The following is a 26,194-nucleotide window of genomic DNA, read 5'->3' on the forward strand; positions in this document are numbered from 1 at the left end:
CAAAGAAGGCATAAATACAGCTCAAAAACACTGTTTTATCCCTTCTTTTCTTACTTATTGTAATTAAAAGTATCAATCCTGATCTAAAGCTCCATCAAGTACGGCTTGTATTCCGCGAAGCGCAACCAGCACCCATTCCGGTCTGTGATTCAGTTCGTGGTTTAATTCACCTACGGCTTTCTCCAGCAGGAAGGTTTCCAGAAGCACCCGGTAATCGCGATCACTATCTGGAATTAAACTTGATTTTCCTAAAGCTGTAGTATAACCCGTCAAATAGAATTTTGATATATAGTAATACCAGGCATCTGCCCAGTCTTCTATGTGCGTGTCCCGGTGTTCTTCGGCATAATTTTGCTGTATAATTGGGCTATAGGCCGCGTAATGGAAAGAGCGTATCATGGTGGCGACATCGCGCAGTGGCGAACGCAAAATACGGCGTTCACTAAAAGGGCGTGAAGGCTCCCCTTCAAAGTTTATAACGACGAAATCTTTACCCGTCCATAATAATTGACCCAAATGAAAATCGCCATGCGTACGTATTTTAACGGCATCGATTTTATGCTTAAATACTCGTTTAAAACAGGTAAGGACTTCGCTTTTACGTTCTAAAACAGCTCTTGCTTCCGCCTGGATTTGCTGCGGGAGTGTAGGGATTGATTTTTTAAGGTTTTCAAAAGACTCCCGGGTGAGGCCCAATAATGTGGAATAAAGGGAGCGCTGATAATGCAACGAGAACGCCTCATGCTCAAAACCTTTCATCTCCTTATGACTTGCAAGCGCAAGGTGCATTTCTGCACTTCGCTGCCCTAGTAAGCCTATACGTTCTGAAAAGACCCCGCCCATAAGATCCTGTTCCTGATCATTTAAATCTTCAAAAAGTAAAGGGGAGGTATGCTTTTTAAGATCATACTCCGGCTCGAGTTCCTGAGCCTGGGTCTGTACCCGCTCCATATATCGGTGTGCATCATCTTTGGTATTTGTCCACCCCGTACCCAGATTGGTCACCAGGTCCTGCATCATGCCCAGGACGGCACTATTTTTATTCTGGGTATGATAAACAAGGCTGCCCATATAATCAGGCGTATTGCCAAATTTTACGGTTTCAGTAAGATATTGCGCTATTTCTGTATCTGGGTTGATGGTAGTATCCAGACGTCTGTAAAGTTTCAAGAAATACCGGTGGTCGTAAATTATAGAGGTATTGCTCTGTTTGGATTCTATAATTCGGGAATTCACCTCTTCGATTTCGGCATCCGGGGTAATGTCCCCTTTTTTAAATTCAAGCTTTTCTTTACCAAATTTAAGCGTTTTCCCTTTTTGTAAATTGTAGAATAGTTGTTCCCGAAAAGGAGCTGTATACACGGCATCTACAAGAAGTCCCTGTTCTTCTCCCAGTTTAACTTCGGCTAAAATACCTTTGTCTGGGACATCTTCCATGAGGCGTTCCTGTGTTTGGGAAACATAGGTCAATGGCAACTGGTAAATTTCGGGCAAACCGTCATTAAAATGAACCTCAACGATAAGGTTTTTGACCAGCATTTCCCCTTCCGAAAGATCAAGCATGTTGGTTATTTCCATCGACTGAACTATTCTATTGGGATCACTAAACCAATATTTGCCCTTGAAGTAAACGGGAAGGATTTTCTTCTCCAGCGTTTTACTGTTTTTTGTATTGAACAAATTTTCCCAGGACGCCGTGGTCATTTGAGGTAGCGGACCTTCCTGCGTTTCGTTTGCCGTTTTTGTTAAGGAGAACCAATAATAACCGTGTGGTGCCAGGGTGAAAAGATAAGGGCGTTCCGTAATACGGGGAAATTTGTTATGGCTGAAAACTTCCACCGGAATATAATCTTTGTAATCATCCAGTTCCAACTCTACCGCTTGTGAAAAACGAGATAGATTAGTCAATATTAATAAGGTCTCATCCTCAAAAGTTCGTGTAAACGCCAGTATACGCGCATTAGAAGGAGATAAAAACTGAATATCACCACGTCCAAATGCCTTAAAATTCTTGCGCATCGCCATAACGCGTTTCATCCACCACAACAATGATGATGGATTCATCTGCTGTGCTTCCACATTTACAGATTCAGAACGGTACTGCGGATCGATAATGGTAGGCAAATAAAGTTTTTGCGGATTTGCCATAGAGAAGCCTGCGTTTCTGTCTGCCGTCCATTGCATGGGCGTACGAACGCCATCCCGGTCTCCCAGATAAAAATTATCGCCCATTCCTATTTCATCTCCATAATACAACACCGGTGTTCCAGGCAGCGAAAATAATAGGATATTCATCAATTCGATCTTGTTCCTGTTATTGTCCAGGAGTGGCGCCAGCCTTCTTCTTATGCCAACATTTATTTTAGCATTGGGATCTTTTGAATAGACTTTATACATATAGTCCCGCTCCTCATCAGTCACCATTTCTAAGGTGAGTTCGTCGTGATTTCTCAGGAAAATTGCCCATTGGCAGGATTCAGGAATCGCAGGGGTCTGATCTATAATATCTGTAATAGGATACCGATCTTCCATTTTTACCGCCATAAACATACGCGGCATGATGGGAAAATGGTAATTCATGTGGCACTCATCCCCATCACCAAAATAGGCCGCAGAATCCTCTGGCCACATATTCGCTTCGGCAAGCAATAATTTATTGTCGTGGTTGGCGTCTATATGCGCCCGTAATTTCTTAAGGAACACGTGGGTTTCCGGCAGGTTTTCACAGTTGGTCCCATCACGCTCAAAAAGGTAGGGCACCGCATCCAGCCTAAAGCCATCTACGCCCAGGTTGCACCAGAAATCCATAATATCAAAAACTTCCTGTTGCACCTCGGGATTATCAAAATTTAAATCCGGTTGGTGTGAAAAGAAACGATGCCAGTAGTACGCTCCCGCTTCGGCATCCCAGGTCCAGTTGGATGGTTCGGTATCTGTAAAGATAATCCTCGCATCATTGTATTTTTCTATGGAATCTGACCACACATAATAATCCCGGTACCTTGATCCTGGCGCTGCTTTACGGGCACGCTGAAACCAAGCATGCTGATCAGAAGTGTGGTTGATGACCAACTCTGTAATTACTTTTAGACCCCGGTCATGGGCCTCTTCAATGAAACGTTTAAAATCTTGAATCTCGCCGTAGGACGGATTTATATTGTAGTAATCTGCAATATCATAGCCATCATCACGCAGGGGAGATGGGTAAAAGGGCAGCACCCAGATAGCGGTAACCCCCAGGTCTTCCAGATAATCAAGTTTTTGCAGCAAACCTTCAAAATCGCCTATTCCATCTCCATTGCTGTCAAAGAATGCTTTAATGTGCAATTCATAAATTATCGCGTCTTTATACCAGTTTTGGTAATTATCAGTTGGAGAAGTTATTGCCATGTGTACTGTTTGAAATTTTAGGTTAAAGCGAGTGAAAGATAGCTCAAATGATGAATAATGTAATACTTTCTAAGCATAATCTTGGTCAAAATTGGTAAAAATTGTGCTGATTTAAGATATGAATAGACATAAGATAATTTGATCGTCAAGCAGTTCGATTAAACCAGTTATTAGATAATCTGATCACATTTTGACTCTATTAAAATTTTCCGAAAAGATATCTGCGGTACTTAAAGTGGTAACGATCGAAAAGAAGCCTGAAAAAGACCAAAATCCAATCAAATATTCAATTTTGAGATAATTTTTTAGATAATTGCAATTCAATAGTTGTATCACAGTTGTTTGCGAAATAGAAATATGGATAATTTTCCGTCAAAAACCGCTTAAAACGGCCAATATTCGGCTATTTTAGGTGGTTTTTTTAAATATTTACTCCTTATTTGATTCGGAAAGTGGATATGTTATCTGAAATTTTCCAATAATGCGAATTTATGGAGTTTCTTAATCTGGGTTTTGAGAGAGAAAGATACATTCAGCGTCCTGGCGCGCTTTATTTGGGTATGCTTACAGGTTTTTCGGCAATGATTACTTTTTCATTCAAATTATATCCGTGTTTGTTATTTTCGCATGTGGTGTATTCCTGTAATCTTGCCTTAAAGCCTGCCTGCTCCAACCTGTGTAGCAGTCCGTGTGCGGAATATATTCTTACATGATCCTTTTGACCAAAATGCGCTAACCGCTCAGAATCTGTTTTTACCTGATCATTCTCATAGGTTTCACCTGCTTTAAAAGGGGTCTGGATCACGCATTTTCCCTGTGGCTTTAGTATTCTGTAAAGTTCTTTCATAGCTTTCATATCCGCCTCAATATGTTCTAGCACGTGATAACAGATTACTATATCATACGTTGCATCAGGTTCATCTATTTCTTCGATATTTAGTTTTTTTGTGGCTTCAAATTCCCCTGCATAATCTGAAGTTATATAATTAATATCTTCAAAGGATTCCATTTTTTTCTTGAGGCTCCGGGAAGGGGAAAAATGCAGGATTGTTTTCCCCTTGATCTCATTTTGCAATACTTCCCAAAGCCTTCTTGTTCTGGCCAGGCTTCCGCAACGGGGACATAAATTATCATGGTTGTTCAATTTTATAAAACGTGACATTTTAAAATCACAAATATTACATTGATAGGTAGTCCCTACATAAAGTAGTGCAATTAAATGGCGCAACACGTTCTCGTTACTTTTGATAAATTTCTTCGGAAGTATTTTTTTTACTTTTTCGTACATTTAAAGTCGATCTATATATCGGCAAAGATATTTATAAGGGCTAAGTAAAGGATCTTTAAAAGTGATATATACATTAAAAATCCCAGAGTGTGGGCAAAGTATACTCTTCATGCCACTCTGCCCATCTCCCGCGATCCAGATCCCTATTCGCCTCATAAATGACCATGGTGGGACTTAAGGTAAAATCAAGGGATAATAGTTCGTCCATTACCTCGTTCCATTTCTCAGAACCGGGTTTAGCGGTCTGGGCCCATAAAGTGCCGGCTTCCCCAAATCTGTCCTGTTCCTCCCGCGCTCCTTTGTCATTCAAATTACTACCAAAGAAGGTGTAGGCTTTGATACTGGGAGCGGTAATTTCATTCTTGTTGCTTACCCACGAACCTGACCTCTACGATGCGATTATTTTTGTGATAGTTAGGTTTATATCACTTAAATGGAATGGTTTAGAACTATCCTAATTTAAGCATTTTATAAACGTATAAAATTTCTTATTTATCTGAGGAAATAAATAGAACCGGGAAGTACGAATTTTGAAATCGCTATAAATAGAAAATAAGGCTTTGAGAAAAATCCGTAGTATTCCAGGCTTTTGAGATATCCGTAATTTCGCTCTACCGAAGCTTAGCCTTTTAAAAGAAATAGTATTATTGAAAACCGCAAAGCAACATTTCCAGGCCAAAAAAAAGGGGATTTAAAATTAAATCCCCCTGACCTACGCTATAATAATATAATCAAAACATTAATTCCTGGGCTCTTCGGCGCGCTCATCTATCAGGCCTTCTTTTTTTAGATCGTTCCAAAATTCAGAAGGAATCTTAACATCAAAACTTTTTACATTCTGCTGAATTTGCTCTGGCTTGCTCGCGCCTACCAGTACCGTATTTACAACGTCTGGAGCATATGAAAACTGCATGGAAGCATTTACAAGATCTACATCGTGTTTTTGAGCAATGTCCTTTATTTTATTCACGCGTTCTACTTTGTCCTTCGGCATTTCACCTCCATAATTATAGCGTTTTTGTCCGCTTAACAAACCGGCATTAAATGGGGCTGCCACGATTAGACCCACATCATGCTTTTCAACCGCAGGAAACAACCTATCAATGGAATCTTTGTGGTCTATAAGGGAATATTGAATCGCAGACAAAAACAAATCTGGCTTGTGTTCTGTTTCTTCTAAAGTTTTAACCAGTGGGTCAATGGTATTGGTTCCTAATCCCCAACCTTTGATAAGGCCTTCTTCCTTCATTTTGGCAAGTTCTGGCATTGCACCATTTTTGGCCACTTCAAACTGGTCAAGCCAATCCACCCCATCTGGATATTCATCATTGTGATCTGGTGACAGATCATGAATAAATACATAATCAATACGCGCTACACCCAGTCGCTGTAAACTATCTTCAATAGATCGTCGCGCAGCTTCCGCGGAATAATCATATTTATAATCAAAAGGTGCGGGCTCGTTCCACATGGTTTGTGGTATCTCCTCTGTGGGAGACAAAATCCTACCTACCTTCGTGGTAAGCGTATATTCAGAACGCTTTTTATTGTGCAAGAAATGACCAAATCTACGTTCGCTCAAACCCAGACCATACCAGGGTGAAGTATCATAATAACGTACCCCGGCTTCCCAGGCGGCCTTTAATACCTGCTGCGCTTCTTTATCGCTCATTACTTTAAAACCATTCCCTAAAGGAACTCCTCCTATACCTATTTTCTCGTTCAATACCTGATTCATAATTTCAATTTTGAAACAAATTTATTCAGATAAGTACAGGCGGAAAATCATTTTAACGAAGTCTAACAAAAAGACTTAAATGAATAAAAAAATTACAAAATAGAAGATATAAATAATTTCCATCAACTTGAATGTTTTTTGTCGCCTGTTTGAAAAATATGCTACCACTTATGCTTTGAAAAAGCAATTTATATCTTCTGAATTGCTTCAAAATTTTAAAATATTTAGGACACCATTGATTTTTGAAATCCTAGAAATATAATTAAAGCAACTGGTAAATAGAAATGCGGCTTTACAAGCACAGTTACAAAACATAATGTTCGCTTACATTATCCTGTTGGCAACCAGCGGATACTGTAAAATAGATTTTTTGCCTTTTAAATAAGTTCGCTTAAAAAGGGCATTCTGATATTATCAAAAGATTAACCCTGTTTCTCTTTTTTTGAAAAATTCTTTAATACAAGGTTAAGCATGGTTGAATCGCTCTAAAAATCTTTCCCTTCAATTAATACTTCATTAATATTTAGATAAAACGATTTATCAAATCGAACTATACTTTAGCATTCGCAAAAACAAGCCAATTATCACTCATAACAGGGAAAAACACCCAAAATATTGAGGTTTTAGACCTAAAACTGAGCTTTTTGACAACTATTTAATTTCAACCTTATACCATTATGCGATTGAAAACTTTTACACTATTCCCCAGGCTAGTCTGTTGCGGCCTGTTCACCCTTAATTGTACTTTTTTAACGGCGAATCATATCCCCGAACCAAAAGGGGATTTTATTATTCTTGATTCTAATCAAGGTATACAACAGGTAGTTACCGGTACGGTTACAGATGATGATGGTCTACCCCTGCCAGGAGCTACTATAAAAGTAAGCGGTACCAGCCGCGGAGCGACCACAGATTTTGATGGAAATTTCAGTATAGAAGCTACTATAGGTGATATTCTTGAAATATCTTATGTGGGTTTCAAAACCACAGCGCTTACCCTTACGAATCAACAAACGCTAACTATCCAACTGCAAACAGATGCTTCTGAACTTAATGAAGTTGTGGTCGTAGGTTATGGTACACAGAAAAGAGCAGACGTAACTGGCGCTATTTCTTCGGTAAATACTGAAGAGTTCAACAAAGGGGTGGTTACCAATCCGGTTGAACTGCTACAGGGAAAAATGGCCGGTGTCAACATTGCAGCAAACAGTGGTGAGCCCGGTGCTTCACAAAATGTTGTGATCAGGGGGGTAGGTAGTTTGCGTTCTGGCACACAGCCACTTTATGTGGTAGACGGTTTTTTGCTCGACAACTCTTCTATGGGTGTGGCCACAAATCCCCTTAACTTTTTAAATCCTAACGATATTCAGAGTATTGATGTTTTAAAAGATGCCAGTGCCACTGCGGTGTATGGTTCCCGGGCGTCAAATGGGGTTGTTGTTATTACTACTAAAAAGGGCAAAAAAGGAAGAACCGAAATGAATTTTTCGGCTTCAACTGCTTTGTCTAACCTCTCGAAAAAAATTGATGTGTTCAATGCGGATGAATTCCGAAGGCAGGTAGTGGCCATCGGTGGAACTTTAGAGGATTTTGATGGAAACACAGACTGGCAGGACGAACTTACCCAGACCGGTGTTTCCAAAAATTTCAATTTCTCGATGCGGGGAGCTAATGAAGATAAACTTTCTTATTACGCCTCCCTGGGAGCTCAGGATCAGGAGGGAATTTTAAAAAACAGTGAACTAAAGCGCTACTCGGGCAAGTTGAATATGACTCAAAAAGCCTTTGAGGGAAAATTGACCGTAGACTATAACCTAACTGCCTCACGCACCGAGAATTTACGACCTAGCATAAATTCCACCATAAGTGATATGCTTAATTTAAATCCCACAATTCCCGCGTATACAGACGGCGAACCCACACTATTGAATACAAATGCGCTCAATCCTTTGAAGCGATATGATTTGTTTAGCGATAAGGCCATCAACAACCGTATTCTGGCAAACATTTCTCCATCTGTTGAAATAGCTGACGGACTTGTCTATAAATTAAATCTGGGTGTGGATTACTCTGCAACAAACAGATATCAGCAGTATAAACCGTACACTCTGGTGGTTAATGAATCTAACATTTCCGAGGGAACGCTAGACGCAAGTATCAATACTAACAGTAACGAACTCATAGAAAATACGCTTACCTATAATTGGAACAGAGAGGTGCATGCGCTAAGTTTATTGGCCGGACATTCCTTCCAGAAATTTTTTGATGAGACAAGAATTTCCACATACAGAGGTTTTGCAAGTAATAATGTAGATCCTATTTATCAGGATCATACCAGTACAGATGTATATCCTACTGCGGTTAATTCTTCTGCAGTTAAAAATGAATTACAATCCTTTTTTGGAAGAGCCAACTACATTTTTGACGATAGATACCTGGTCACAGCTACATTACGGGCAGACGGCTCTTCAAAATTCGGGGAAAATAACAAATATGGTTATTTCCCATCTTTTGCACTGGGGTGGAACATTAGTAACGAACGTTTTATGGAAAACTCAACTTTTGACAATTTAAAGCTGCGTGCAAGTTGGGGACAAACCGGTAATCAAGAGATCCCATCAAAGATTACACAAGCTAGTTTTTCCGAAGATAGGTTAATAACCGGCGGTGGCAGTCTCAATACCTATCCCATAGGCGCAAACGGAAACTCTATTGACGGTTATCCATACGGTATTGTCTTTACCCGTCTAGCAAATCCTGATTTACAATGGGAAGTGTCTACACAAGTTGATTTAGGTATTGATTTTACTTTACTTGATTACAGACTGAGCGGTACTTTGGATTATTTTAATAAGAAGTCTTCTAATATCCTTCTAGAGGTTGTTCCTGCAGATCCCGTTGAGCCTACCTCAACATATTGGAACAATATTCCTGATATGGAAATCGTCAACCAGGGTTTAGAACTGGCACTGGATTATAAAAGCGACACCAATCGGGATTTTTCATACACTATAGGCGGTAACATTACTTATATTCAGAATAAGGTTCAAAAATCGCCTTATGCGGTACTAACAACGGGAGAAGCTCAAGGTGCTGGTCAGACGGGAGCCACCATTAACGGCTATATCAATGACGAAGCCATAGGCTCTTTTTATATGTTCCAGTTTGATGGTATAGGTGCAGACGGCCTCAATTCATTTAGGGATGTAAATGGCGATGGTGCTATTTTAGATGATGACCGAAGTGTGGTGGGAAGTGCGATCCCAAAATATATTTATGGCTTCTATTTAAATTTCAAATACGATGCCTTCAATCTGGATTTCAATTTTAACGGTGTAAAAGGAAATAAGGTCTACAACCATACGGCCATGTCCCTTTTCAGTAAGACACAGTTGGCACGATCGAATAATGCGACCGACTTTGCGATACAATACCCCAATGAATCCTTGACCAATGCAAACACCGTTTCCACACGGTTCTTAGAGAGCGGTTCTTTTTTAAGGTTAAACAACGCTACGCTATCCTACAACTTAAATTCAGATAAAATAGGTTGGGAAAACACTTTTCAGAATATTCGGTTTTCATTAACAGGTCAAAATCTATTTGTGATCACAGATTATTCCGGCTTTGATCCCGAAGTGAATACAGGATCTACCGCAGGGGGTATTCAAACCTTTGGCGTTGATTATTACACCTATCCCAAAGCAAGAACCATCCTATTAGGTCTTGATCTTACATTCTAAAACAGTCGATATATCATGAAATCAATACTAAAAGAGAGTAAAATGAAAAATAAAATTTTAAGCAGAGGCCTACCCCTATTCCTGTTGTTTCTGGCACTTTTTGGCTGTACTTCATTAGAAGAAGAAGTTCTTGATGAATCCCTTACCGGAACCGGACAAGCGGAAGTGGTTAGTGGATCTTTGGCACCAGTCTATGGTTTGCTTCGTAATGTATGGTTGCATACGGTTAATTTCGGTCTTCAGGAAGTTTCCTCTGATGAGGCCATTCTTCCCTATCGTGGCGGGACAGACTGGTATGATGGCGGTAAGTTTATTGCCGTACACCAGCATCTTATGACACCTAGCAATAGCCTTATAGGAGATTCCTGGACAAATATAACCTTAACGCTTTCCAGGGCGGTCCTTGCAACAGAACGTTTAAGACCTGAGGTTGAAAATGGTGACGTGGCAGCGCAAGCGGCGCTTTATGAGATGATTGCGATGAAAGCTTATCTTAACATGTTAGCATTAGACAATTGGGGTCTTGTTTTCAAAAAAGAGACTTCAGATGAAATATCCGAAATTTTAAGGGGTCAGGACGCCATTTCCTATGTGGAAAGCGAACTATTATCTGTTGTAGATGTAATAAATAGCGATAATGGCCCTGGAAGATTTACAAAAGATGCGGTAAGCGCGCTGCTGGCACGCCTCTATTTAAATGCCGCAGTATATCGCGATCCCTATGGTACGCCGGAATTTAGTCAAAATGACATGGATAAGGTAATTCAATATACCAGCACTATTATTGATGGTTCTCATTCCCTTTCAGAAGAATATTTTGATTTATTCAACGATGATAACAACAGTAATCCTGAACTTATTTTTGCACTTGACCAGAGAGGTGCGCTCGAGACGGAGCATAGTAGATGGGCCTATTGGTCAATTTCCGGTGATCTAATTCCAAGGCCTGAAGTTCCCAGTTCGCGAGGTACAGATGCAGTATCTGCTACTCCAGATTTTTACCAAACCTGGGTAGATGCCTACGGCCCTGTTGATCCTGCGGTTGCTGATGGGCGTTTCTTTCAGGAGAATATTAATATTCCTGAGGAACTCAAAAATTTAGATGGAATAAACCCTAAGAATGATTCGCTCCATTTCTATTGTGTGGATGCTGATAGTTTTGAAATAAACAGAGGGATACTTCGTGATACGATCTGGGGACCCAGAAAAGACGACAACGGTAATATCCTAATGTGCGATGAGGGAAAGGTTCGAATATATCCTGTCATCAATAAAAGAAGTAGTAATTCCCCCACTCCTGTATATGTGGATCATACCCTTCAGGTAGATTTTACAGATGCGGGCAGCTTGCACAATACGGGTTATAGGTTTTCTAAATATCAATTTAGCCATACTGCAACCAACTGTTGCTCGTATAGCAGCGTTGATTTGGTCTTGATCCGTTTAGGGGAAATCTATTTAATGCGTGCTGAGGCCAAATTGAGAAATGGCGATCAGGCTGGAGCCCTTGCAGATGTAAATACCTTAAGATCTTCAAGAACGGCCCGCCCAGAGCAAACCCCAGATGCTTTTAGTTCCATTGACCTTGATATTTTGTTCCGTGAAACGGGATTTGAATTGTATTGGGAAGGATTTAGAAGAAATTATCAGATCCGCTTTGGCAAATATGAGGATAACTGGACAGGGAAAACCGATGCCGATGTGAGCAAGCGACTGTTCCCCATTCCTCAAAAAGCAATGGATGGAGCGTCTAGCGAACAGGGTTATTTAGTTCAAAACAGAGGATATTAATCATGAAAATCATATCCACTGTTGCTCTTTTCCTGACAACCTTTCTGTTGTTTCTTAATCTCCTGCACAATAAAAATGATCAGGAAATGAAATTGAACGAAATCCAGGTCATTGGCAGTCACAACAGTTATAAAATAGCGATAGAAGAACCTCTTTTCAATTATTTATTGGAAAAAAATGAAGCTCTCGAAGCTTTGCAATACGATCATATTCCATTGTCGGCCCAATTAAATTTGGGCTTACGTGGTTTAGAGCTTGATGTATATCATGACCCGGAGGGCGGCCATTACACAAACCCAAAAGGCTTAAGTATAGTAAAGGCAGCGGGTAAAGAACCTATCCCCTATGATGTAGAAAAAAAACTCGAGGCACCAGGGCTCAAAATGTTCCATGTGCAGGATGTTGATTTTAGGAGCCATCAGTTGGTTTTCAAAGATGCATTAAAAGAATTGAAAAAATGGTCACAGGAACATGAAGGGCACACTCCGGTCATCATCACGATAAATGCCAAGGATGCTGAGGTACCACTTACCCGAAAGCCCCTGCCTTTTACTGCGGAAGCTTTGCTCACTATTGACGAAGAAATTCGCGAGGTATTTGAGCAAAAAAGTTTAATAACGCCAGACCTGATCACAGGGGATTTTGAAAACCTGGAGCAAGCGGTACTTACTAAAGGCTGGCCATCCTTAAAGGAGCTCAAAAACCGGTTTCTATTTGTTTTGGACGAGGGGGATGAAAAAACAGATGCCTATCTATCCAATTTTTCTAATCTACACGGGGCGGTACTTTTTGTAGATAAAGAGGAAGGAAATCCCAATGCTGGTTTCAAAATCCTTAATGATCCAATCAAGGATTTCAACAAAATAGAAAAATTGGTGAAACTGGGTTATATGGTTCGTACGCGTGCCGATGCTGATACTAAGGAAGCACGGAACAATGACTATACCAGGTTTGAAAAGGCCAAAGCTTCTGGCGCGCAGGTAATCACCACAGATTACTATCTCCCGAGCCAATATTTTGATTCTGACTTCAAGATTATTTTTGATAATGGCGGTTATGAGAAAAGCATTCAGGATTAGCAAAACCAATCAAAATTCATGGGTGATCTTCCCGCATTACAACTACCGCAAATTGAAAAATATTTCGGTGTAAGGGTTTATAAAACTCATGTGCTTTAATGTATTCCAGATCGTGGAACATTGTAATATAATGAAAATAGCAAAATACAAATGAAATTATTGTCTTTACGTTTACTCCTACTTCTTGGTTTTTTTTCAATTTCTGTGGTTGCCCAGAAAAATTACAAAATTCATTCCCACAATGATTATGGGCAGGATTTTCCTTTTTGGAAAGCTTATGTGAGCGGCGCATCTTCCATAGAGATTGACGTCTTTTTACAGCATAGAAAACTGTACGTTACCCATGCCGAGGAAGAGATCTCGCCTGAAAAAACCATTGAGAATCTGTATCTCGATCCGCTGTCTAAACTGGCTAAAAGTGGTAAATTAAGGAAGGTTCAGATACTGGTGGATATCAAATCTGATGCGCGTAAAACGCTTGAAAAACTGGTTAAAATAGTCAAAAACCGACCAGAATTGGCAGAAAATAACAACCTTCGCTTTGTTATTTCCGGGAATCGCCCACAACCTTCCGAATATAAAAATTATCCAGATTTTATCCATTTTGACCATCAGTACCTTGAAAATTTAACGACCATTGCTTTAGAGAAAATAGCATTGGTAAGTGTTAATTTCAAGGATTTTTCGGTCTGGAACGGACTGGGACGCATGACCGAAACCGATCTGGCACGGGTCAAAAATGCTATCGCGCAGGCGCACTCCGTTCATAAACCCTTCCGGTTTTGGGGTGCGCCAGATACTGAAACAGCATGGAGCCGTTTTGCCGAACTTGGCATCGATTTTATAAATACAGATCACCCGGTCAGGGCTTCACAATACCTTGAAACCCTGGATAGCAGAAAATTTCAGCTTCAGCAAAAAATCCCTATTTACCATCCACACTTTGCATACGCTGAAGATGACAAACCGAAAAATGTGGTACTCCTCATAGGCGACGGCAACGGCCTGAGTCAGATTTCTTCGGCAATGATCGCAAATGGCGGCGCATTGACGTTAACGCAGCTCAAAACCCTGGGATTGATAAAAACCTTTTCTTTTGACGATCTGGTCACTGATTCTGCGGCCGGGGGAACGGCAATGGCCACGGGTGCAAAAACCAATAACCGTGCGATTGGCACTGATCCTTCCGGAAAACCGCTCAAAAATATCACCGAAACCCTTTCTGCCCACGGGTTTTTAAACGGAGTGATGACCACAGACAAAATCACCGGCGCCACACCTTCCACTTTTTATGCGCATGTGCCAGAACGCGACGACAGCGCGACGATTTTAAAGGATTTAGCGAAGAGCAAAATTGATTTTTTTGTTTCGGCAGGCGCTAATGATTTTGATGCTATTCATCAGGATTTTGAGCGCAAAAAACTTGCTGATATTACGGATTTCAGCAAGAGAACGGCAGTTTTTCTTTCCGAAAATGATCTGGATACGGCTTCAAAACGCGGTACTATCTTTCCGGAACATGTCAAAAAAGTGCTCCAAACACTGGAAAATCAGGAGAAACCTTACTTTTTGATGATAGAAGCGGCAAAAATAGACAGCAACGGCCATAACAATAATGTAAGCGGCATTGTTGAAGAAATGCTCGATTTTGATCAGGCGATCGCCGAAGTTTTAAAGGTGGCCGATAAAAACGAAAATACGCTGGTCGTGATTACCGCAGATCATGAAACTTCCGGCTTTGGTATTTTGCAGGGCAGCCTTAAAAATGGCGAACTAAAAGGCGATTTTCTCACCAATGATCACACTGCTACCATGGTTCCGCTTTTTGCCTATGGTCCACAGTCCGGACTTTTTCAAGGGGTTTTTGAAAATACCGAAATCCATAACAAAATTATTCAGGCCTTACAAATAGAAGTAGCTAAAAAGTAAAAGAATTCAATTTTCTAATGGCACTACAGCGCCGGTATCAAGATCAATTTTAAAATGATCTGCCGGCTGGCCGTTCATAAACTTTTTAAAAATGCTCATAAACAACCAAAGTTTATGGGCATTTGAGCTTTCCGGGGCATTTTTTAAACGCTGATTTTTTAAAACTTTCTCTTGAAGCTGCCGGTACTGCTCAAGCCGCTGCGCGCCAATGTAAGGTTTAGCCAACACGTCCGCGCTACGCAAACGGTAAAAATCAAATACCATATCAAAGCCCGTCCAGGAATCAAAATCGCTTGAAAAAGGAGTGTTTTTACTCGATTTTAGTGGTTTTTCCGAGGTTTTTATCGCTATGGAATTTTTAGCTTTTAAGTTTAGATCTTCAGTATTTGTACCGGCGATTGCAAGTAGTTCTTCTCCTGTTTTTTCGATCAGAAAGTGCTGAAATTCCGCTGGCCAGTCTTCCGGAAGAAACCGCAATTGGACCAGGTTTTTCAAATGAGCGGTAGTAAATTCAAGATAATTTTTACTTTCTAGAATCGTATTGTCCCACACCGGAAGTTCGTTCTGAGTCAGAAATTCATGTTCCATCTTATATAAAGGAAAAAATTCATCAAAGCGCGGAACATCAGTAACAGGAATAGTTTGCACCTCCAGTTCTTTTGATCCCTTGAACGTAAGTATTTTATAAGCGGGAATATACGCGCCTAGGGACGGCGTCTGGATATTTACTATAAAATCCCCGTTTTCATAGGTTCTCAAACCGGTATCATTAATATGCATATGCCCGGCTACATGCAGTTTTACATCGGCATTTGCCAGGGTTTTCGCAATTTTCTCCTCCGGGACGCGCTCCAGTTGCCACTTATTTTCCCCTAACAATCCTTCAATTTCTGCCGAGGCATTGTCGTTAAAATCCACTGCGGGATAATGACTGAAAGCGATGAGTTTTTTACCATTTTTTCGGGCTCGTTCCGCTACGCTTTCAATCCATTTAAAAAGATGTTTTTTCTGATCTATAGTTTGATTATAGCCCACGCTCGCGCTACTAAAAGACTGCTCTTCATCTTTTTCCTGTAGAATGTAGGAATTCCCATCTATCGCCAGCAACCACAAACCCGCTACCGGTTCCACAAGGTAAGAAGCATCCGGAATTTGTAGATTTTCGGCTATTTTATAGCTTCTTTTGTCAATTTTTGCTGCTTTTTTCGCCTTTTTAAAGCTGTAATTTGCTTCCGTATACTTCGAAAATGGCGTTTCCCAGTACAAATACCGCTTCTGCGGAAAAAAACCAAAATCCTTCAAATTCCCAAAGATTTCCTTGTACCCGGATTTTGCCAAACCTGTTTCGATCACTACCGGATTTTCCCTAATAAAATCTTCTTTATGAAGTCCTTTTTTGCTGAAAATTGGTTGGTTTTTACCGTTTTTTCCGAGAAAATCGGTTTTACCGGCTTCGGTTAAAAAAGGTCCTACAGGATCGTGATTGCCGGTGGTTATAAAAAAGGAAATGTCGTACTTTTCGGTATATTCTTTTAAGATTTTTGCCAGTCCTTTGACATGTATAAGTTGGCCATCATCTGTATAATCACCGGGCAGCGCAACCAGTTTTATTCCCCTCGCTGCAATGGCATCAAGCGTGGCGCGCAGTGCAAAATAATTCTCGTTGAAAAGGCGCGTAGAATGTAATTGCGCGGCCATAGTCCTGATCTTCGCCATTTTTGAACCGCCTTCTATGGGCAAGCCCTCAAAATCTTCATACGCTGCGTAATTATCCTGAAAATGGATATCTGAGACAAAGGCGACTTTTAGATTTACACTTTTCTGTGCGTAAATAACCGGTAACCAAAACATGGATACTAATAAAAATAATCGCGTCATAATCTCCAATTTTAGGGTGCAGTATAGCAAAATTTAAAAAAACCAACTGTGTGTTGAGGTTAAATTATACGCCCTATGGAAACCTAAATGTTAGGTTGGCCTACAGCATTATTTGAATGAATGTACCATCTTATACTAAAATATATTCAACGCTCTTAAAACGAAATTTGCGTTAGGGATTGCAGTGAATTGTTTGGCACCTTCCGGGAGGAAGCCTTTTTGAGAGGCACGAGCAAAAAGATTGCAACGTAAAGCCCGACCCGTAGGGAAACGCCAATAAACCTGAAATTACCAGAAGTAAATTATAATCAGGACCGGTCTACACCTTGCATAAGCCAGAGATCAAGGTCCATATCCTTTTCTGCATGCAATACCGAAATGTCGCCGGTCGTTTCAAAAACAACCGCTTTTACTTCAGAGAGCTGCTTTACATTTGCCGCTCTAAGGCAGCTGCGCAAATCCCCTTCGGTCACCCGTGCTTTGCGCAGGTTTTCGGTAAGGATTACCTGGCCGTCCATAAGGAGCAAGGGCGTATTGTCCATCAAAGATTGAATCTTGTCATTTCTTCTGATAAATGCGGCAGCGATCTGTAAAACGTACACGCTTGTAAGTCCCACGGCGCCTTCCACCAGACTTACACTAGAAGAAAGTGCGGTCGTGGCTATTATAGAACCCACTGCGACGGTCATGGCAAAATCAAAACTTGACATTTTTGAAAAACTTCTTTTTCCGCAAATACGTGTCAAAATGATGACCGATAGGTAAATTCCCAGCGTGCTTAAAAGTATTGTGCAAACCCCTAAGAGGGAAATATCATAAAGTTTTTCCATGGTAAAAATCATTTTTTTGGTTGGTCGTTTCTTAAATTTAAAATACGGAACTACCTAAATATAATATCAGCAATAGGTTAATCGTAATGGAATCGGTTTTATTTCTAACGAAATTAATTGACGTGCATAAAACCGAAATATCAACCAATAATTCGGCTCTAAACACTAGTTTTTGGCACATTTTCGGCTTAAATTGGTTATATTTTGACAGGAAATGAAAAAACCCACAAACACTGTTTGGCACTGGTTTTGCTCCTTTTCTATAAAAAATGTGCCATGCGAAAACTATTCTATCTTATCCTATCCCTCATTTTTGTTTACAGCTGTGCCACGACACAGAAAAATAATGGATTTACTGATAACCGCATGCCTGGCGACACTATTGCTGCCTCAGAAAATGATACCGTACGCATTGCGAATGATAGCCTTGAATATGAAATTATAATCATTGATCCCGGTTTTAATACGTTCCTGAATTCCATCGCCCGACCAGAAGGTTATTATTCCCAGAATTACCTGGAGAACAAAAACAAATTTCTTGTAATTGATTATAACCAGCGCGTGATGCAGCCTTTTCGCTACAATCCCAATTTATACGAACAGCAGATCAATTATGACGCCAGCATAGATTATGGTTATGAAGTGAATTATAAACTCTACTGCTACTTTGTCTTTTTTAGCCGAAAATACAACCAGCGGTTTTCGGTTCCCACAAGAATTTAGCGATCTCTTTTCTATACGCATAACGAAAAGATGTGGTAGTTTTGCGGCGTGGAAGAATTTAAAAGAAAATGGGAAATAACCAAAAACTGGCAACTGTTTTACCCGGTTTTTGGAGTGCTGTTGTCGCTGGGATTTGGCCTTCTTATCGCCTGGCGCATAGGCGAATCTTATTATAGTTCGCACGAATTGTATTTCCTTTTTACCGCTATCCTCACATTGCTTTTCACGTATCTTATCATCAAAATCTGCCTGTTTTGTTTTGTAAAACTGAAAAATAAATGGAAGGTAAATGCCCGGTGGGAATTTATCGCTATTTTCATCGTATTTGCCATCACCGGCTCTACCGCCGGCCGTTTATCAAGCCCCGTGATGGATGCCCTGGGATTGGGCAGCGATGCTATTTCGGGATGGATTTACTGGCCGTTGCGCATTATACTTATCTTCCCGCTGTACCAAATACTTTTGATTCTCGTGGGATGGATTTTTGGTCAATATGACTTTTTCTACGCTTTTGAAAAGAAGATGCTGTCCCGGTTTGGCCTCGGGTTTTTATTCAAAAAGTAGTCGTTTTAAGCCATTTTTAGTCCATTTTTCCAGAAATTTTAAGATAAGCTTTTCCTATATGGGCAACTACATCACCCACGCTCAAAGCTTCAAATCCCATTTTTTTAGCAGCCAGATCGCCTGCAAGTCCGTGAAGGTAAACGCCCACTATAGCGGCATTTAACGAAGAATATCCTTGTGCGATGAGTGCGGTTATGATTCCCGTAAGCACATCACCGGTGCCGCCGGTTGCCATACCAGGATTTCCCGTGGTATTGATATACAATTGCTTGTTGTGAACGGTTATCGTATTTGCGCCCTTGATAACGAGCACCAGATTATATGTTGAAGCGAATTCTTTTGCCTTTTCCAGTTTGTCAAAATCGTCTTCCCACTCCCCTATTAACCGCTGAAGCTCTTTGGGATGTGGCGTCAGCACCGTTTCCGGCGGCAATGCGTTGAGGAACTCTTTATTTTTAGAAATACAGTTTAGCGCATCTGCGTCTATGACCAGCGGTTTTTGATTGACTTTCAGAAAATTCCCCAAAGCCTTGATGGTAATGGGTGCGGTTTCCATTCCCATACCTATCCCGATGACATCTGGTTCCAGATCAAAGGCTATTTCTTCTATCATTTTCCCGGTATGCCTATCTGTAAGCACCATAACTTCTGGAATCGTGCTCTGTAAAATAGGCATGGCAAACTGCGGAATATAGGTAGAAACGAGTCCGCTGCCTGCTTTGAGGCACGCTTTCGCCGAAAGGACAACAGCACCCATTTTTCCGTAGCTACCGCCTATTATTAGACTATGTCCAAAAGTTCCTTTGTGGGTGTATTTATCGCGCTTTTTATAGCGTTTTTTGATTTCGGCAAAGTCTATCAGACGTATATCGGTCTGCGCTTCGGAAAGGTATGCATCATCAAGTCCTATATCAAGCACTTTCCATTCTTTAATATTTTTACCGGTTTGTGGTAGAAACATGACCAACTTGGGCACCTGAAAAGTCAATAACATATCCACCTGTACGACCGGTTCATCCTCTTTTGGCACTTCGTCAAGATAAAGTCCGGAAGCGATATCTATTCCAACCACAAAAGCGCTGCTATTATTGATATGCCTGAATAACTCCTGCACCCACTCTGGCGCCGGCCGATTGTAACCAATACCAAAAATGGCATCTATAACGGTCTCTTCTGGCTTAATTTCTGGCAGTTCACTAGATTCCTGAATTTCCTGAACTTTGGCGTTTTCTTCCTTTTCAAGTTTCTTTTTAGAAGCTTCAAAATCGGCAGATCGTTTATCAGCGTAGGCAACTATATAGGTTTGCACCTTAAAACCTTCGGCAAGCAACCTTCTTGCAATCACGAGACCGTCGCCTCCATTATTCCCTATTCCACAAAAAACATGGATTTTTTCCGTTTTCGATAGGTTGTTGTTGAGCCAGTCAAACGCTTTGCCAGAAGCCCGCTCCATAAGTGTCAAAGACGTGATATCTTGATTCTGTATCGTCGCTTGATCTGCCTTATAGATTTGATCGCGATTTAAAATTTTCATGCTATACTATTTGAGTTGAAGGATTCCACAAGAATCTTGCGTTTTACATCAAATAATTCAAAGAACAGTCTTTAAATTAAGTGTGGTTACCAAATTCTGAAAAATCCACTTTAAACCTTGAGTATCCCAGTAAAAATAATACTTTTGAGTCTTAACCTCATGAGCATGAAAGCGATTAAGGCCTATTTTATCATTCTTTTAAAGATAACAGGTTAGAAAGCAATTTCCCGGTACATTTTTATCGATAAACACTTTTGCGGGATGCGCCGCGTGTTTTTCGATATTGGCATGAATTGGGAGAAATCGACATTGAAAATCGGTTAATGCGGGGAAGCACATAAATTAATTAATCAAGATCCAAACACTTCTATTATGCGTGTTTTAAAATTCGGTGGCACTTCCGTGGGAAGCGTTGACAACATAAAACAAGTAATCAAAATTGCTGAACAGGCTGCGGCCAAAGAAAATATAGTCATTGTCGTTTCCGCTTTTGGCGGAATTACGGATATGCTTTTAAAATCTGGTATTGCGGCAAGTACAAAAAATGATTACAAGGAAGTGTTAGGGGAAATTACCGGAAAGCACATTTCTTTTACAAATGCCCTTCTGGAAAATGATACGGAGGCCGTTCAAGAAGTGGAAACGATCCTTGACGAATTGAAAAGCCTGCTGGAAGGGATTCATCTTATTAATGAACTTTCCCCAAAAACCGTTGATAAACTACTTGCTTTTGGTGAATTATTATCTTCTAATATCATCGCCCGCGCGATGTATGCAGCAAATCTGGACGCCACCAGAAAAGACAGCCGTGACCTGATTACCACAAATGATAAGCATACCCGGGCTTCTGTAAATTATAAAGTGACCAACGCCCAACTAGAGCATTATTTTGCAAAAGCGAAGCACAATATCACGGTAATGCCCGGTTTTGTTGCAAGCACCGCCACGGGAGAAACCAGTACACTGGGCCGCGGGGGTTCAGACTTTACCGCTGCGATTATCGCGGCAGCGCTTGAGGTGGATGAAGTTGAGATCTATACTGATGTGAGCGGTATGTATACCGCCAACCCAAAGATCGTCAAGCAGGCACGTCCCATCGCAGATATTTCCTATCATGAGGCCATGGAGCTTTCGCATTTTGGCGCAAAAGTGCTCTACCCACCCACCATTGTACCGGTAATGAGCAAAAATATTCCCATTCGCATCAAAAATACGATGAGACCCGAAGACCCCGGTACACTTATCCATACGAGTGAAGCCCAGGGCGGCAATCCTATAAAAGGGCTCAGCAATATCAATAATACCGCACTTCTCACCTTAGAAGGTGGCGGTATGGTAGGAATGCCCGGTATAAGCAAGCGCTTGTTTGAAACGCTTTCCAAAGAAGCGATCAATGTAATTTTGATCACGCAGGCATCCAGCGAACACAGTATTTGCCTGGGTGTAATGGAAGAAGATGCCGGGCGTGCAAAACTTGCCATTGATGAAGAATTTCAAAATGAGATCACACTCAACAAAATCGATCCACTCACCATTGAAATTGGGCTTTCCATCATTGCCCTCGTAGGGGATAGAATGAAGAGCCACCAGGGCACCAGCGGAAAAATGTTCAGTACCCTTGGGCAGAATAACGTAAATATTCGCGCCATTGCACAGGGAGCAAGCGAAAAAAATATTTCTGCTGTGATTGCCCAGCGTGATGTAAAAAAAGCCCTTAACAGTTTGCATGAGCGCTTTTTTGAAGAACAGCGCAAGCAGCTCAATTTATTCATTACCGGTGTGGGCAATGTGGGTGCACGACTGCTTGATCAGATTGCACAACAGCAGCAATACCTTAAAAGCGAACTCAAAATAAACCTGCGGGTGCTCGGTTTGAGCAACTCACGTAAAATGGTGATCAAAAAGAACGGAATTGACCTCAGTTCATGGAAAGAAGCCCTTGAAAATGGGGAGGATGCCACTATTGACACCTACTACGAGAAAATCGTCGCGCTCAACCAGCGCAATAGTATATTTGTGGATATAACCGCAAATGCTGATGTTGCTGCTGTTTATGGTAAATATTTGAAGCAAAGTATTGCGGTTGTAGCCTGTAATAAAATTGCCTGCTCAGCAGATTATGAGCAGTATGAAAAGTTAAAAGAACTCAGTAAAAACTACAATGCGCCCCTGCTTTTTGAAACGAACGTGGGTGCGGGCCTTCCCATTATAGACACCCTAAACAATCTTATCGCATCGGGAGACCGGGTTCGCAAGATACAGGCGGTACTTTCGGGAAGTTTGAATTTTGTGTTCAATAATTTTGCTCCCGGCGGAAACTTTCACGATGTGGTTCAAGAGGCAAAAGCCGAAGGATTTACAGAACCTGATCCACGTATTGACCTCAGCGGTGTGGATGTTGCCAGGAAAATTCTGATTTTAGCACGGGAAAGCGGATTAAAAATGAACCTTGAGGATATTGAAAACAAGTCCTTTTTAACCGAAAACAACCTGAAAAGTGACAGCGTTGACCACTTTTTTGAAACCTTAAAAGAAGATGCCGCACACTTTGAGCAATTGGTTTCCGCTGCTGCAGCAAAAGGCAACCGTCTTAAATATGTAGCAGAACTTGATAACGGCAAAGCCAGTGTGGGCCTGCAGGATGTACCGCAGGGTCATCCTTTTTATAACCTGGAAGGTAAAGACAATATCGTCCTGTTTTTTACAGACCGCTATCCAGAGCAGCCTTTACTTATTAAAGGTGCCGGTGCAGGTGGCGATGTTACCGCTTCGGGATTATTTTCAGATATTATAAGGACAAGCACTTTCTAAATTTACCCAATGAAAGAATTGAAACAAGTGCGGGTCTTTTCACCGGCAACCGTCGCTAATGTAAATTGCGGTTTTGATGTGCTGGGCTTTGCCCTGCATGGGTTGGGCGACGAAATGGTCTTACGCAAAGTAGCGCAAAAAGGAATAAAAATCACTTCGGTCACCGGCGCCGAACTTCCCATGGAAACATCGCAGAATGTAAGCGGTGTTGCCGGTGAAGCCATGCTTAATGCCTTAAATCTGGATTATGGTTTTGAGATCGAAATTCATAAGAAGATCAGATTGGGCAGCGGCGTAGGAAGCAGTGCGGCCAGCGCGGCCGGTGTGGTTTTTGGTATCAACCAGTTTTTAAAAAAACCCTTTTCCAACCTGGAATTGACACGCTTTGGGATGAAAGGCGAGGCGGTGGCCAGTGGAAATGAACATGCAGATAATGTGGCGCCGTGCATCTATGGCGGTTTTACGCTTATAACCGGTTATGATCCCTTAAAAATCGTTGCGCTTCCCGTACCGCGCGATCTTTTTGTGACCATAATCCACCCGCATATCAGTATCAAGACCAGAGAAGCGCGCGAGCTTCTTCCGCAGCAGGTTTCCATGCAGGCGGCGATTCAGCAGAGCGGTAATCTTGCCGGACTTGTCGCCGGACTTTACGAGAACGACTACGAACTGATAGGAACGAGTACGCAGGATGCGCTCGTAGAAGGTCACCGCAAAGCGCTGATCCCGCACTTTGATGAGTTAAAAGCAACTGCGCTAAAAGCTGGCGGACTGGCGTTTGGGATCAGTGGATCTGGGCCTTCTATGTTTACTTTAACCGAAGGAATCGAGACCGCCAGAAATGTGGAAAAGAAATTAGTAAAGGTTCTCGCAAAACATAAGTTGCAAACCGATAGTTACGTATCATCCATATCCACTTCTGGAAATCAAGTGTTAGAACGCAATTAGAATATTAACGATTTACGTTTGATCAAACAGTTGCAGAAGTTTGAAAAATAGCCGAAAATCGAGTAATTGATGTGGTTTTTTAGCCAAAAAAGGACAAATAATACCGAAAAATAAAAGAAAATGCAATTTTATAGCCTCAACCATAAAGCGCCAAAAGTAGGTCTTGAAGAAGCCATCACCCGGGGGATTGCCCCAGACAAAGGCCTTTATTTTCCGGAAGAAATAAAGGCCTTGCCAAAGTCATTTTTTGATAAAATCGAAGAACTAGACAATAACGAGATTGCCTTTGAGGCGATCAAACAATTTGTGGAAGGCGCCATTCCAGAGGATAAACTGAAAGAAATAATCGCGGATGTACTCTCTTTTGAATTTCCGCTGGAAGAAATTGAGGAAAATGTGGCCGCCCTTGAACTTTTTCACGGTCCCACGATGGCTTTTAAAGACGTTGGCGCACGTTTTATGGCGCGTTGCCTGGGTTATTTTGCCGCAAAAAAAGAGACACGGGAACCGGTCACCGTTCTTGTGGCGACCAGTGGTGATACCGGTGGCGCCGTGGCACGCGGATTTTTAAATGTGGAAGGTGTTGATGTTGTTATCCTCTACCCCACGGGAAAAGTGAGCGATGTACAGGAAAAACAGCTTACCACCTTAGGCGCAAACATTACCGCCCTTGAAGTTGATGGTGTTTTTGATGATTGCCAGCGTATGGTCAAAAAAGCGTTCCTGGATGATGAGATCACTGCAAACCGAAAATTGACCTCAGCGAATTCCATTAATATTGCACGGTGGTTGCCCCAACTTTTTTATTTCCTTTTTGCCTATAAACAAGCCAAAAAACAAGGAAAAGAGCTCGTTTTTTCGGTACCTAGCGGCAATTTTGGCAATATATGCGCAGGGATTGTTGCACATAAGTTGGGCATGCCGGTAAAACAGTTTGTCGCTTCGGTAAACAGCAATAAAGTCGTACCCGAATATCTCAAAACTGGAGTTTATGACCCAAAACCTTCCGTGGCAACCATAAGCAATGCCATGGATGTGGGAGATCCCAGTAATTTTATACGTATACAGCAGCTTTTTGATAATGACCTGAAGGCACTTTCTGCAAAGCTTACCTCCTACTCTTTTAACGATGCGGAAACTAAGGAAGCAATGAAAGATATTTTTGAAAAAACAGGATATATAGCAGATCCTCACGGTGCGGTAGGCTATCTTGGGCTCAAAAAGTATACTGCCGAAAACAACAATGAATCAGACGTTTACGGAGTCTTTTTAGAAACGGCGCATCCGGTGAAATTTCTTCCCGTAGTTGAAGAAGTGATTCCGCAAAAAATTGAGATTCCCGAGCAGATCAAGGAGGTAATCGACAAGGAGAAGGTTTCCATAAAAATCAAGGATTATGAGGAATTTAAAGCGTTCTTAACTCAAAAATAGAGGTAGTATACCTCCGACATATTAGTTTATTCTAGTTAAGCACTTGAAGATTCTCAGCAAGCAGTTCCTATCTATGTTGGTAAAATATTGAAAATACGGAGTTTGATTTTAGCCCAAGAAGCCAATATTCCTACGCAAAAATATAGATCCAGATAGACCTGGAAATTCTGAAGTTAAAAGTACTGGTTAAGATTGCCACCAGTACAATGATTGCAAATACGTAAAGTGGGGAAAGGCTGGCGAAATACCAGAAAATAACAAGACTGGTCACCATTTCTGCCACAGCCAATGCATAGCTCACAAACATAGCACCGAAAAAGAAACCTGTTTCCTTTTCAAACTTGTAATTGCAATTTTTACAGCGTACGTTCATTTTAGGCATTTTAAAAAGAAAGATATTCCCTTTACTCTTAAAGATCTCGCCTTCATTACAATTGGGACATTTACATTTTACGATATCTACTACAGTTTCCATTACTTATTTTTTAGAAGACTACAAAGTTAAATGCCTATGCAG

The 26,194-nt window shown here is 41.2% G+C and carries 16 protein-coding genes and 1 pseudogene; 9 read left to right on the forward strand and 8 right to left on the reverse strand.

The window, feature by feature from the left end; all coding sequences use genetic code 11:
* Nucleotides 1–72: 72 nt before the first annotated feature.
* From treS to P162_RS02170, 4 genes and pseudogenes are all read right to left on the reverse strand, one after another.
* Nucleotides 73–3,390, reverse strand: a complete 3,318-nt coding sequence (treS, locus tag P162_RS02155) for a maltose alpha-D-glucosyltransferase (RefSeq protein ID WP_031425548.1) — start codon at nucleotides 3,388–3,390, stop codon at nucleotides 73–75.
* A gap of 550 nt (nucleotides 3,391–3,940) precedes the next feature.
* On the reverse strand, nucleotides 3,941–4,678 hold the full coding sequence (locus P162_RS02160) for a class I SAM-dependent methyltransferase (RefSeq protein ID WP_031425549.1): 738 nt from the start codon (nucleotides 4,676–4,678) through the stop codon (nucleotides 3,941–3,943).
* Nucleotides 4,679–4,754: 76 nt separating this feature from the next.
* A pseudogene (locus tag P162_RS02165) lies at nucleotides 4,755–4,967 on the reverse strand (amidohydrolase); the annotation flags it as partial.
* Between the two features lie 450 nt (nucleotides 4,968–5,417).
* Nucleotides 5,418–6,416, reverse strand: a complete 999-nt coding sequence (locus P162_RS02170; RefSeq protein ID WP_035916767.1) for an aldo/keto reductase — start codon at nucleotides 6,414–6,416, stop codon at nucleotides 5,418–5,420.
* Between the two features lie 677 nt (nucleotides 6,417–7,093).
* Between P162_RS02170 and P162_RS02175 the strand changes: the two genes are divergently transcribed.
* From P162_RS02175 to P162_RS02190, 4 genes are all read left to right on the forward strand, one after another.
* On the forward strand, nucleotides 7,094–10,159 hold the full coding sequence (locus tag P162_RS02175; protein WP_035916770.1) for a SusC/RagA family TonB-linked outer membrane protein: 3,066 nt from the start codon (nucleotides 7,094–7,096) through the stop codon (nucleotides 10,157–10,159).
* A 42-nt stretch (nucleotides 10,160–10,201) separates the two neighbouring features.
* On the forward strand, nucleotides 10,202–11,950 hold the full coding sequence (locus P162_RS02180; protein ID WP_031425553.1) for a RagB/SusD family nutrient uptake outer membrane protein: 1,749 nt from the start codon (nucleotides 10,202–10,204) through the stop codon (nucleotides 11,948–11,950).
* Nucleotides 11,951–11,952: 2 nt separating this feature from the next.
* On the forward strand, nucleotides 11,953–13,029 hold the full coding sequence (locus tag P162_RS02185; RefSeq protein WP_031425554.1) for a phosphatidylinositol-specific phospholipase C1-like protein: 1,077 nt from the start codon (nucleotides 11,953–11,955) through the stop codon (nucleotides 13,027–13,029).
* Between the two features lie 150 nt (nucleotides 13,030–13,179).
* Nucleotides 13,180–14,958, forward strand: coding sequence for an alkaline phosphatase (locus P162_RS02190; RefSeq protein ID WP_031425555.1), 1,779 nt, complete (start codon nucleotides 13,180–13,182; stop codon nucleotides 14,956–14,958).
* A gap of 6 nt (nucleotides 14,959–14,964) precedes the next feature.
* On the opposite strand, the gene P162_RS02195 is transcribed toward P162_RS02190, so the two are convergent.
* Both P162_RS02195 and P162_RS02200 read right to left on the reverse strand, forming a co-directional pair.
* Nucleotides 14,965–16,836: a metallophosphoesterase family protein gene (locus P162_RS02195; protein WP_031425556.1), complete on the reverse strand. Its 1,872-nt coding sequence runs from the start codon at nucleotides 16,834–16,836 to the stop codon at nucleotides 14,965–14,967.
* 308 nt (nucleotides 16,837–17,144) lie between these two features.
* On the reverse strand, nucleotides 17,145–17,666 hold the full coding sequence (locus P162_RS02200) for a DUF421 domain-containing protein (RefSeq protein ID WP_031425557.1): 522 nt from the start codon (nucleotides 17,664–17,666) through the stop codon (nucleotides 17,145–17,147).
* A 276-nt stretch (nucleotides 17,667–17,942) separates the two neighbouring features.
* Here P162_RS02200 and P162_RS02205 point away from each other — a divergent pair, with 276 nt between their 5' ends.
* Together P162_RS02205 and P162_RS02210 are read left to right on the forward strand one after the other, a co-directional pair.
* Nucleotides 17,943–18,389 carry a DUF6146 family protein gene (locus tag P162_RS02205; RefSeq protein ID WP_031425558.1) on the forward strand — a complete coding sequence of 149 codons (447 nt, stop codon included), beginning with the start codon at nucleotides 17,943–17,945 and terminating at the stop codon, nucleotides 18,387–18,389.
* Nucleotides 18,390–18,437: 48 nt separating this feature from the next.
* A complete protein-coding gene (locus tag P162_RS02210) occupies nucleotides 18,438–18,953 on the forward strand; it encodes a DUF6787 family protein (protein ID WP_031425559.1) in 516 nt (171 codons plus the stop codon).
* Between the two features lie 16 nt (nucleotides 18,954–18,969).
* Here the strand turns inward: P162_RS02210 and P162_RS02215 are convergent, their stop codons facing one another.
* Complete coding sequence (locus P162_RS02215; protein ID WP_031425560.1) at nucleotides 18,970–20,487, reverse strand: bifunctional ADP-dependent NAD(P)H-hydrate dehydratase/NAD(P)H-hydrate epimerase; 1,518 nt, start codon at nucleotides 20,485–20,487, stop codon at nucleotides 18,970–18,972.
* Nucleotides 20,488–20,859: 372 nt separating this feature from the next.
* On the opposite strand from P162_RS02215, the gene thrA reads away from it, so the two are divergent.
* The 3 genes from thrA to thrC all read left to right on the forward strand — a co-directional run bounded on the left by thrA (nucleotide 20,860) and on the right by thrC (nucleotide 25,677).
* Complete coding sequence (thrA, locus tag P162_RS02220) at nucleotides 20,860–23,298, forward strand: bifunctional aspartate kinase/homoserine dehydrogenase I (RefSeq protein ID WP_031425561.1); 2,439 nt, start codon at nucleotides 20,860–20,862, stop codon at nucleotides 23,296–23,298.
* Nucleotides 23,299–23,307: 9 nt separating this feature from the next.
* Nucleotides 23,308–24,246, forward strand: coding sequence for a homoserine kinase (locus P162_RS02225; RefSeq protein WP_316931580.1), 939 nt, complete (start codon nucleotides 23,308–23,310; stop codon nucleotides 24,244–24,246).
* A 120-nt stretch (nucleotides 24,247–24,366) separates the two neighbouring features.
* Nucleotides 24,367–25,677 (forward strand): threonine synthase, encoded by a 1,311-nt coding sequence (gene thrC, locus P162_RS02230; protein WP_031425563.1) that lies wholly within the window; start codon nucleotides 24,367–24,369, stop codon nucleotides 25,675–25,677.
* 130 nt (nucleotides 25,678–25,807) lie between these two features.
* On the opposite strand, the gene P162_RS02235 is transcribed toward thrC, so the two are convergent.
* The gene (locus P162_RS02235) at nucleotides 25,808–26,152 is read right to left on the reverse strand and encodes a DUF983 domain-containing protein (RefSeq protein WP_031425564.1); all 345 of its coding nucleotides are present in this window, start codon (nucleotides 26,150–26,152) and stop codon (nucleotides 25,808–25,810) included.
* Nucleotides 26,153–26,194 lie beyond the last annotated feature (42 nt).

The sequence above is a fragment of the Flavimarina sp. Hel_I_48 genome (genome assembly GCF_000733945.1).
Classification (GTDB): Bacteria; Bacteroidota; Bacteroidia; order Flavobacteriales; family Flavobacteriaceae; genus Leeuwenhoekiella.

Bases quoted from the DNA above. Each gene is read 5' to 3' on its own strand.
- P162_RS02185 (WP_031425554.1), top strand. From the start codon at position 11,953: ATGAAAATCATATCCACTGTTGCTCTTTTCCTGACAACCTTTCTGTTG.
- P162_RS02225 (WP_316931580.1), top strand. From the start codon at position 23,308: ATGAAAGAATTGAAACAAGTGCGGGTCTTTTCACCGGCAACCGTCGCT.
- P162_RS02160 (WP_031425549.1), bottom strand. From the start codon at position 4,678: ATGTACGAAAAAGTAAAAAAAATACTTCCGAAGAAATTTATCAAAAGT.
- P162_RS02215 (WP_031425560.1), bottom strand. From the start codon at position 20,487: ATGAAAATTTTAAATCGCGATCAAATCTATAAGGCAGATCAAGCGACG.
- P162_RS02200 (WP_031425557.1), bottom strand. From the start codon at position 17,666: ATGGAAAAACTTTATGATATTTCCCTCTTAGGGGTTTGCACAATACTT.
- P162_RS02190 (WP_031425555.1), top strand. From the start codon at position 13,180: ATGAAATTATTGTCTTTACGTTTACTCCTACTTCTTGGTTTTTTTTCA.
- P162_RS02205 (WP_031425558.1), top strand. From the start codon at position 17,943: ATGCGAAAACTATTCTATCTTATCCTATCCCTCATTTTTGTTTACAGC.
- P162_RS02180 (WP_031425553.1), top strand. From the start codon at position 10,202: ATGAAAAATAAAATTTTAAGCAGAGGCCTACCCCTATTCCTGTTGTTT.
- P162_RS02195 (WP_031425556.1), bottom strand. From the start codon at position 16,836: ATGACGCGATTATTTTTATTAGTATCCATGTTTTGGTTACCGGTTATT.
- thrA (WP_031425561.1), top strand. From the start codon at position 20,860: ATGCGTGTTTTAAAATTCGGTGGCACTTCCGTGGGAAGCGTTGACAAC.
- thrC (WP_031425563.1), top strand. From the start codon at position 24,367: ATGCAATTTTATAGCCTCAACCATAAAGCGCCAAAAGTAGGTCTTGAA.
- treS (WP_031425548.1), bottom strand. From the start codon at position 3,390: ATGGCAATAACTTCTCCAACTGATAATTACCAAAACTGGTATAAAGAC.
- P162_RS02175 (WP_035916770.1), top strand. From the start codon at position 7,094: ATGCGATTGAAAACTTTTACACTATTCCCCAGGCTAGTCTGTTGCGGC.
- P162_RS02235 (WP_031425564.1), bottom strand. From the start codon at position 26,152: ATGGAAACTGTAGTAGATATCGTAAAATGTAAATGTCCCAATTGTAAT.
- P162_RS02170 (WP_035916767.1), bottom strand. From the start codon at position 6,416: ATGAATCAGGTATTGAACGAGAAAATAGGTATAGGAGGAGTTCCTTTA.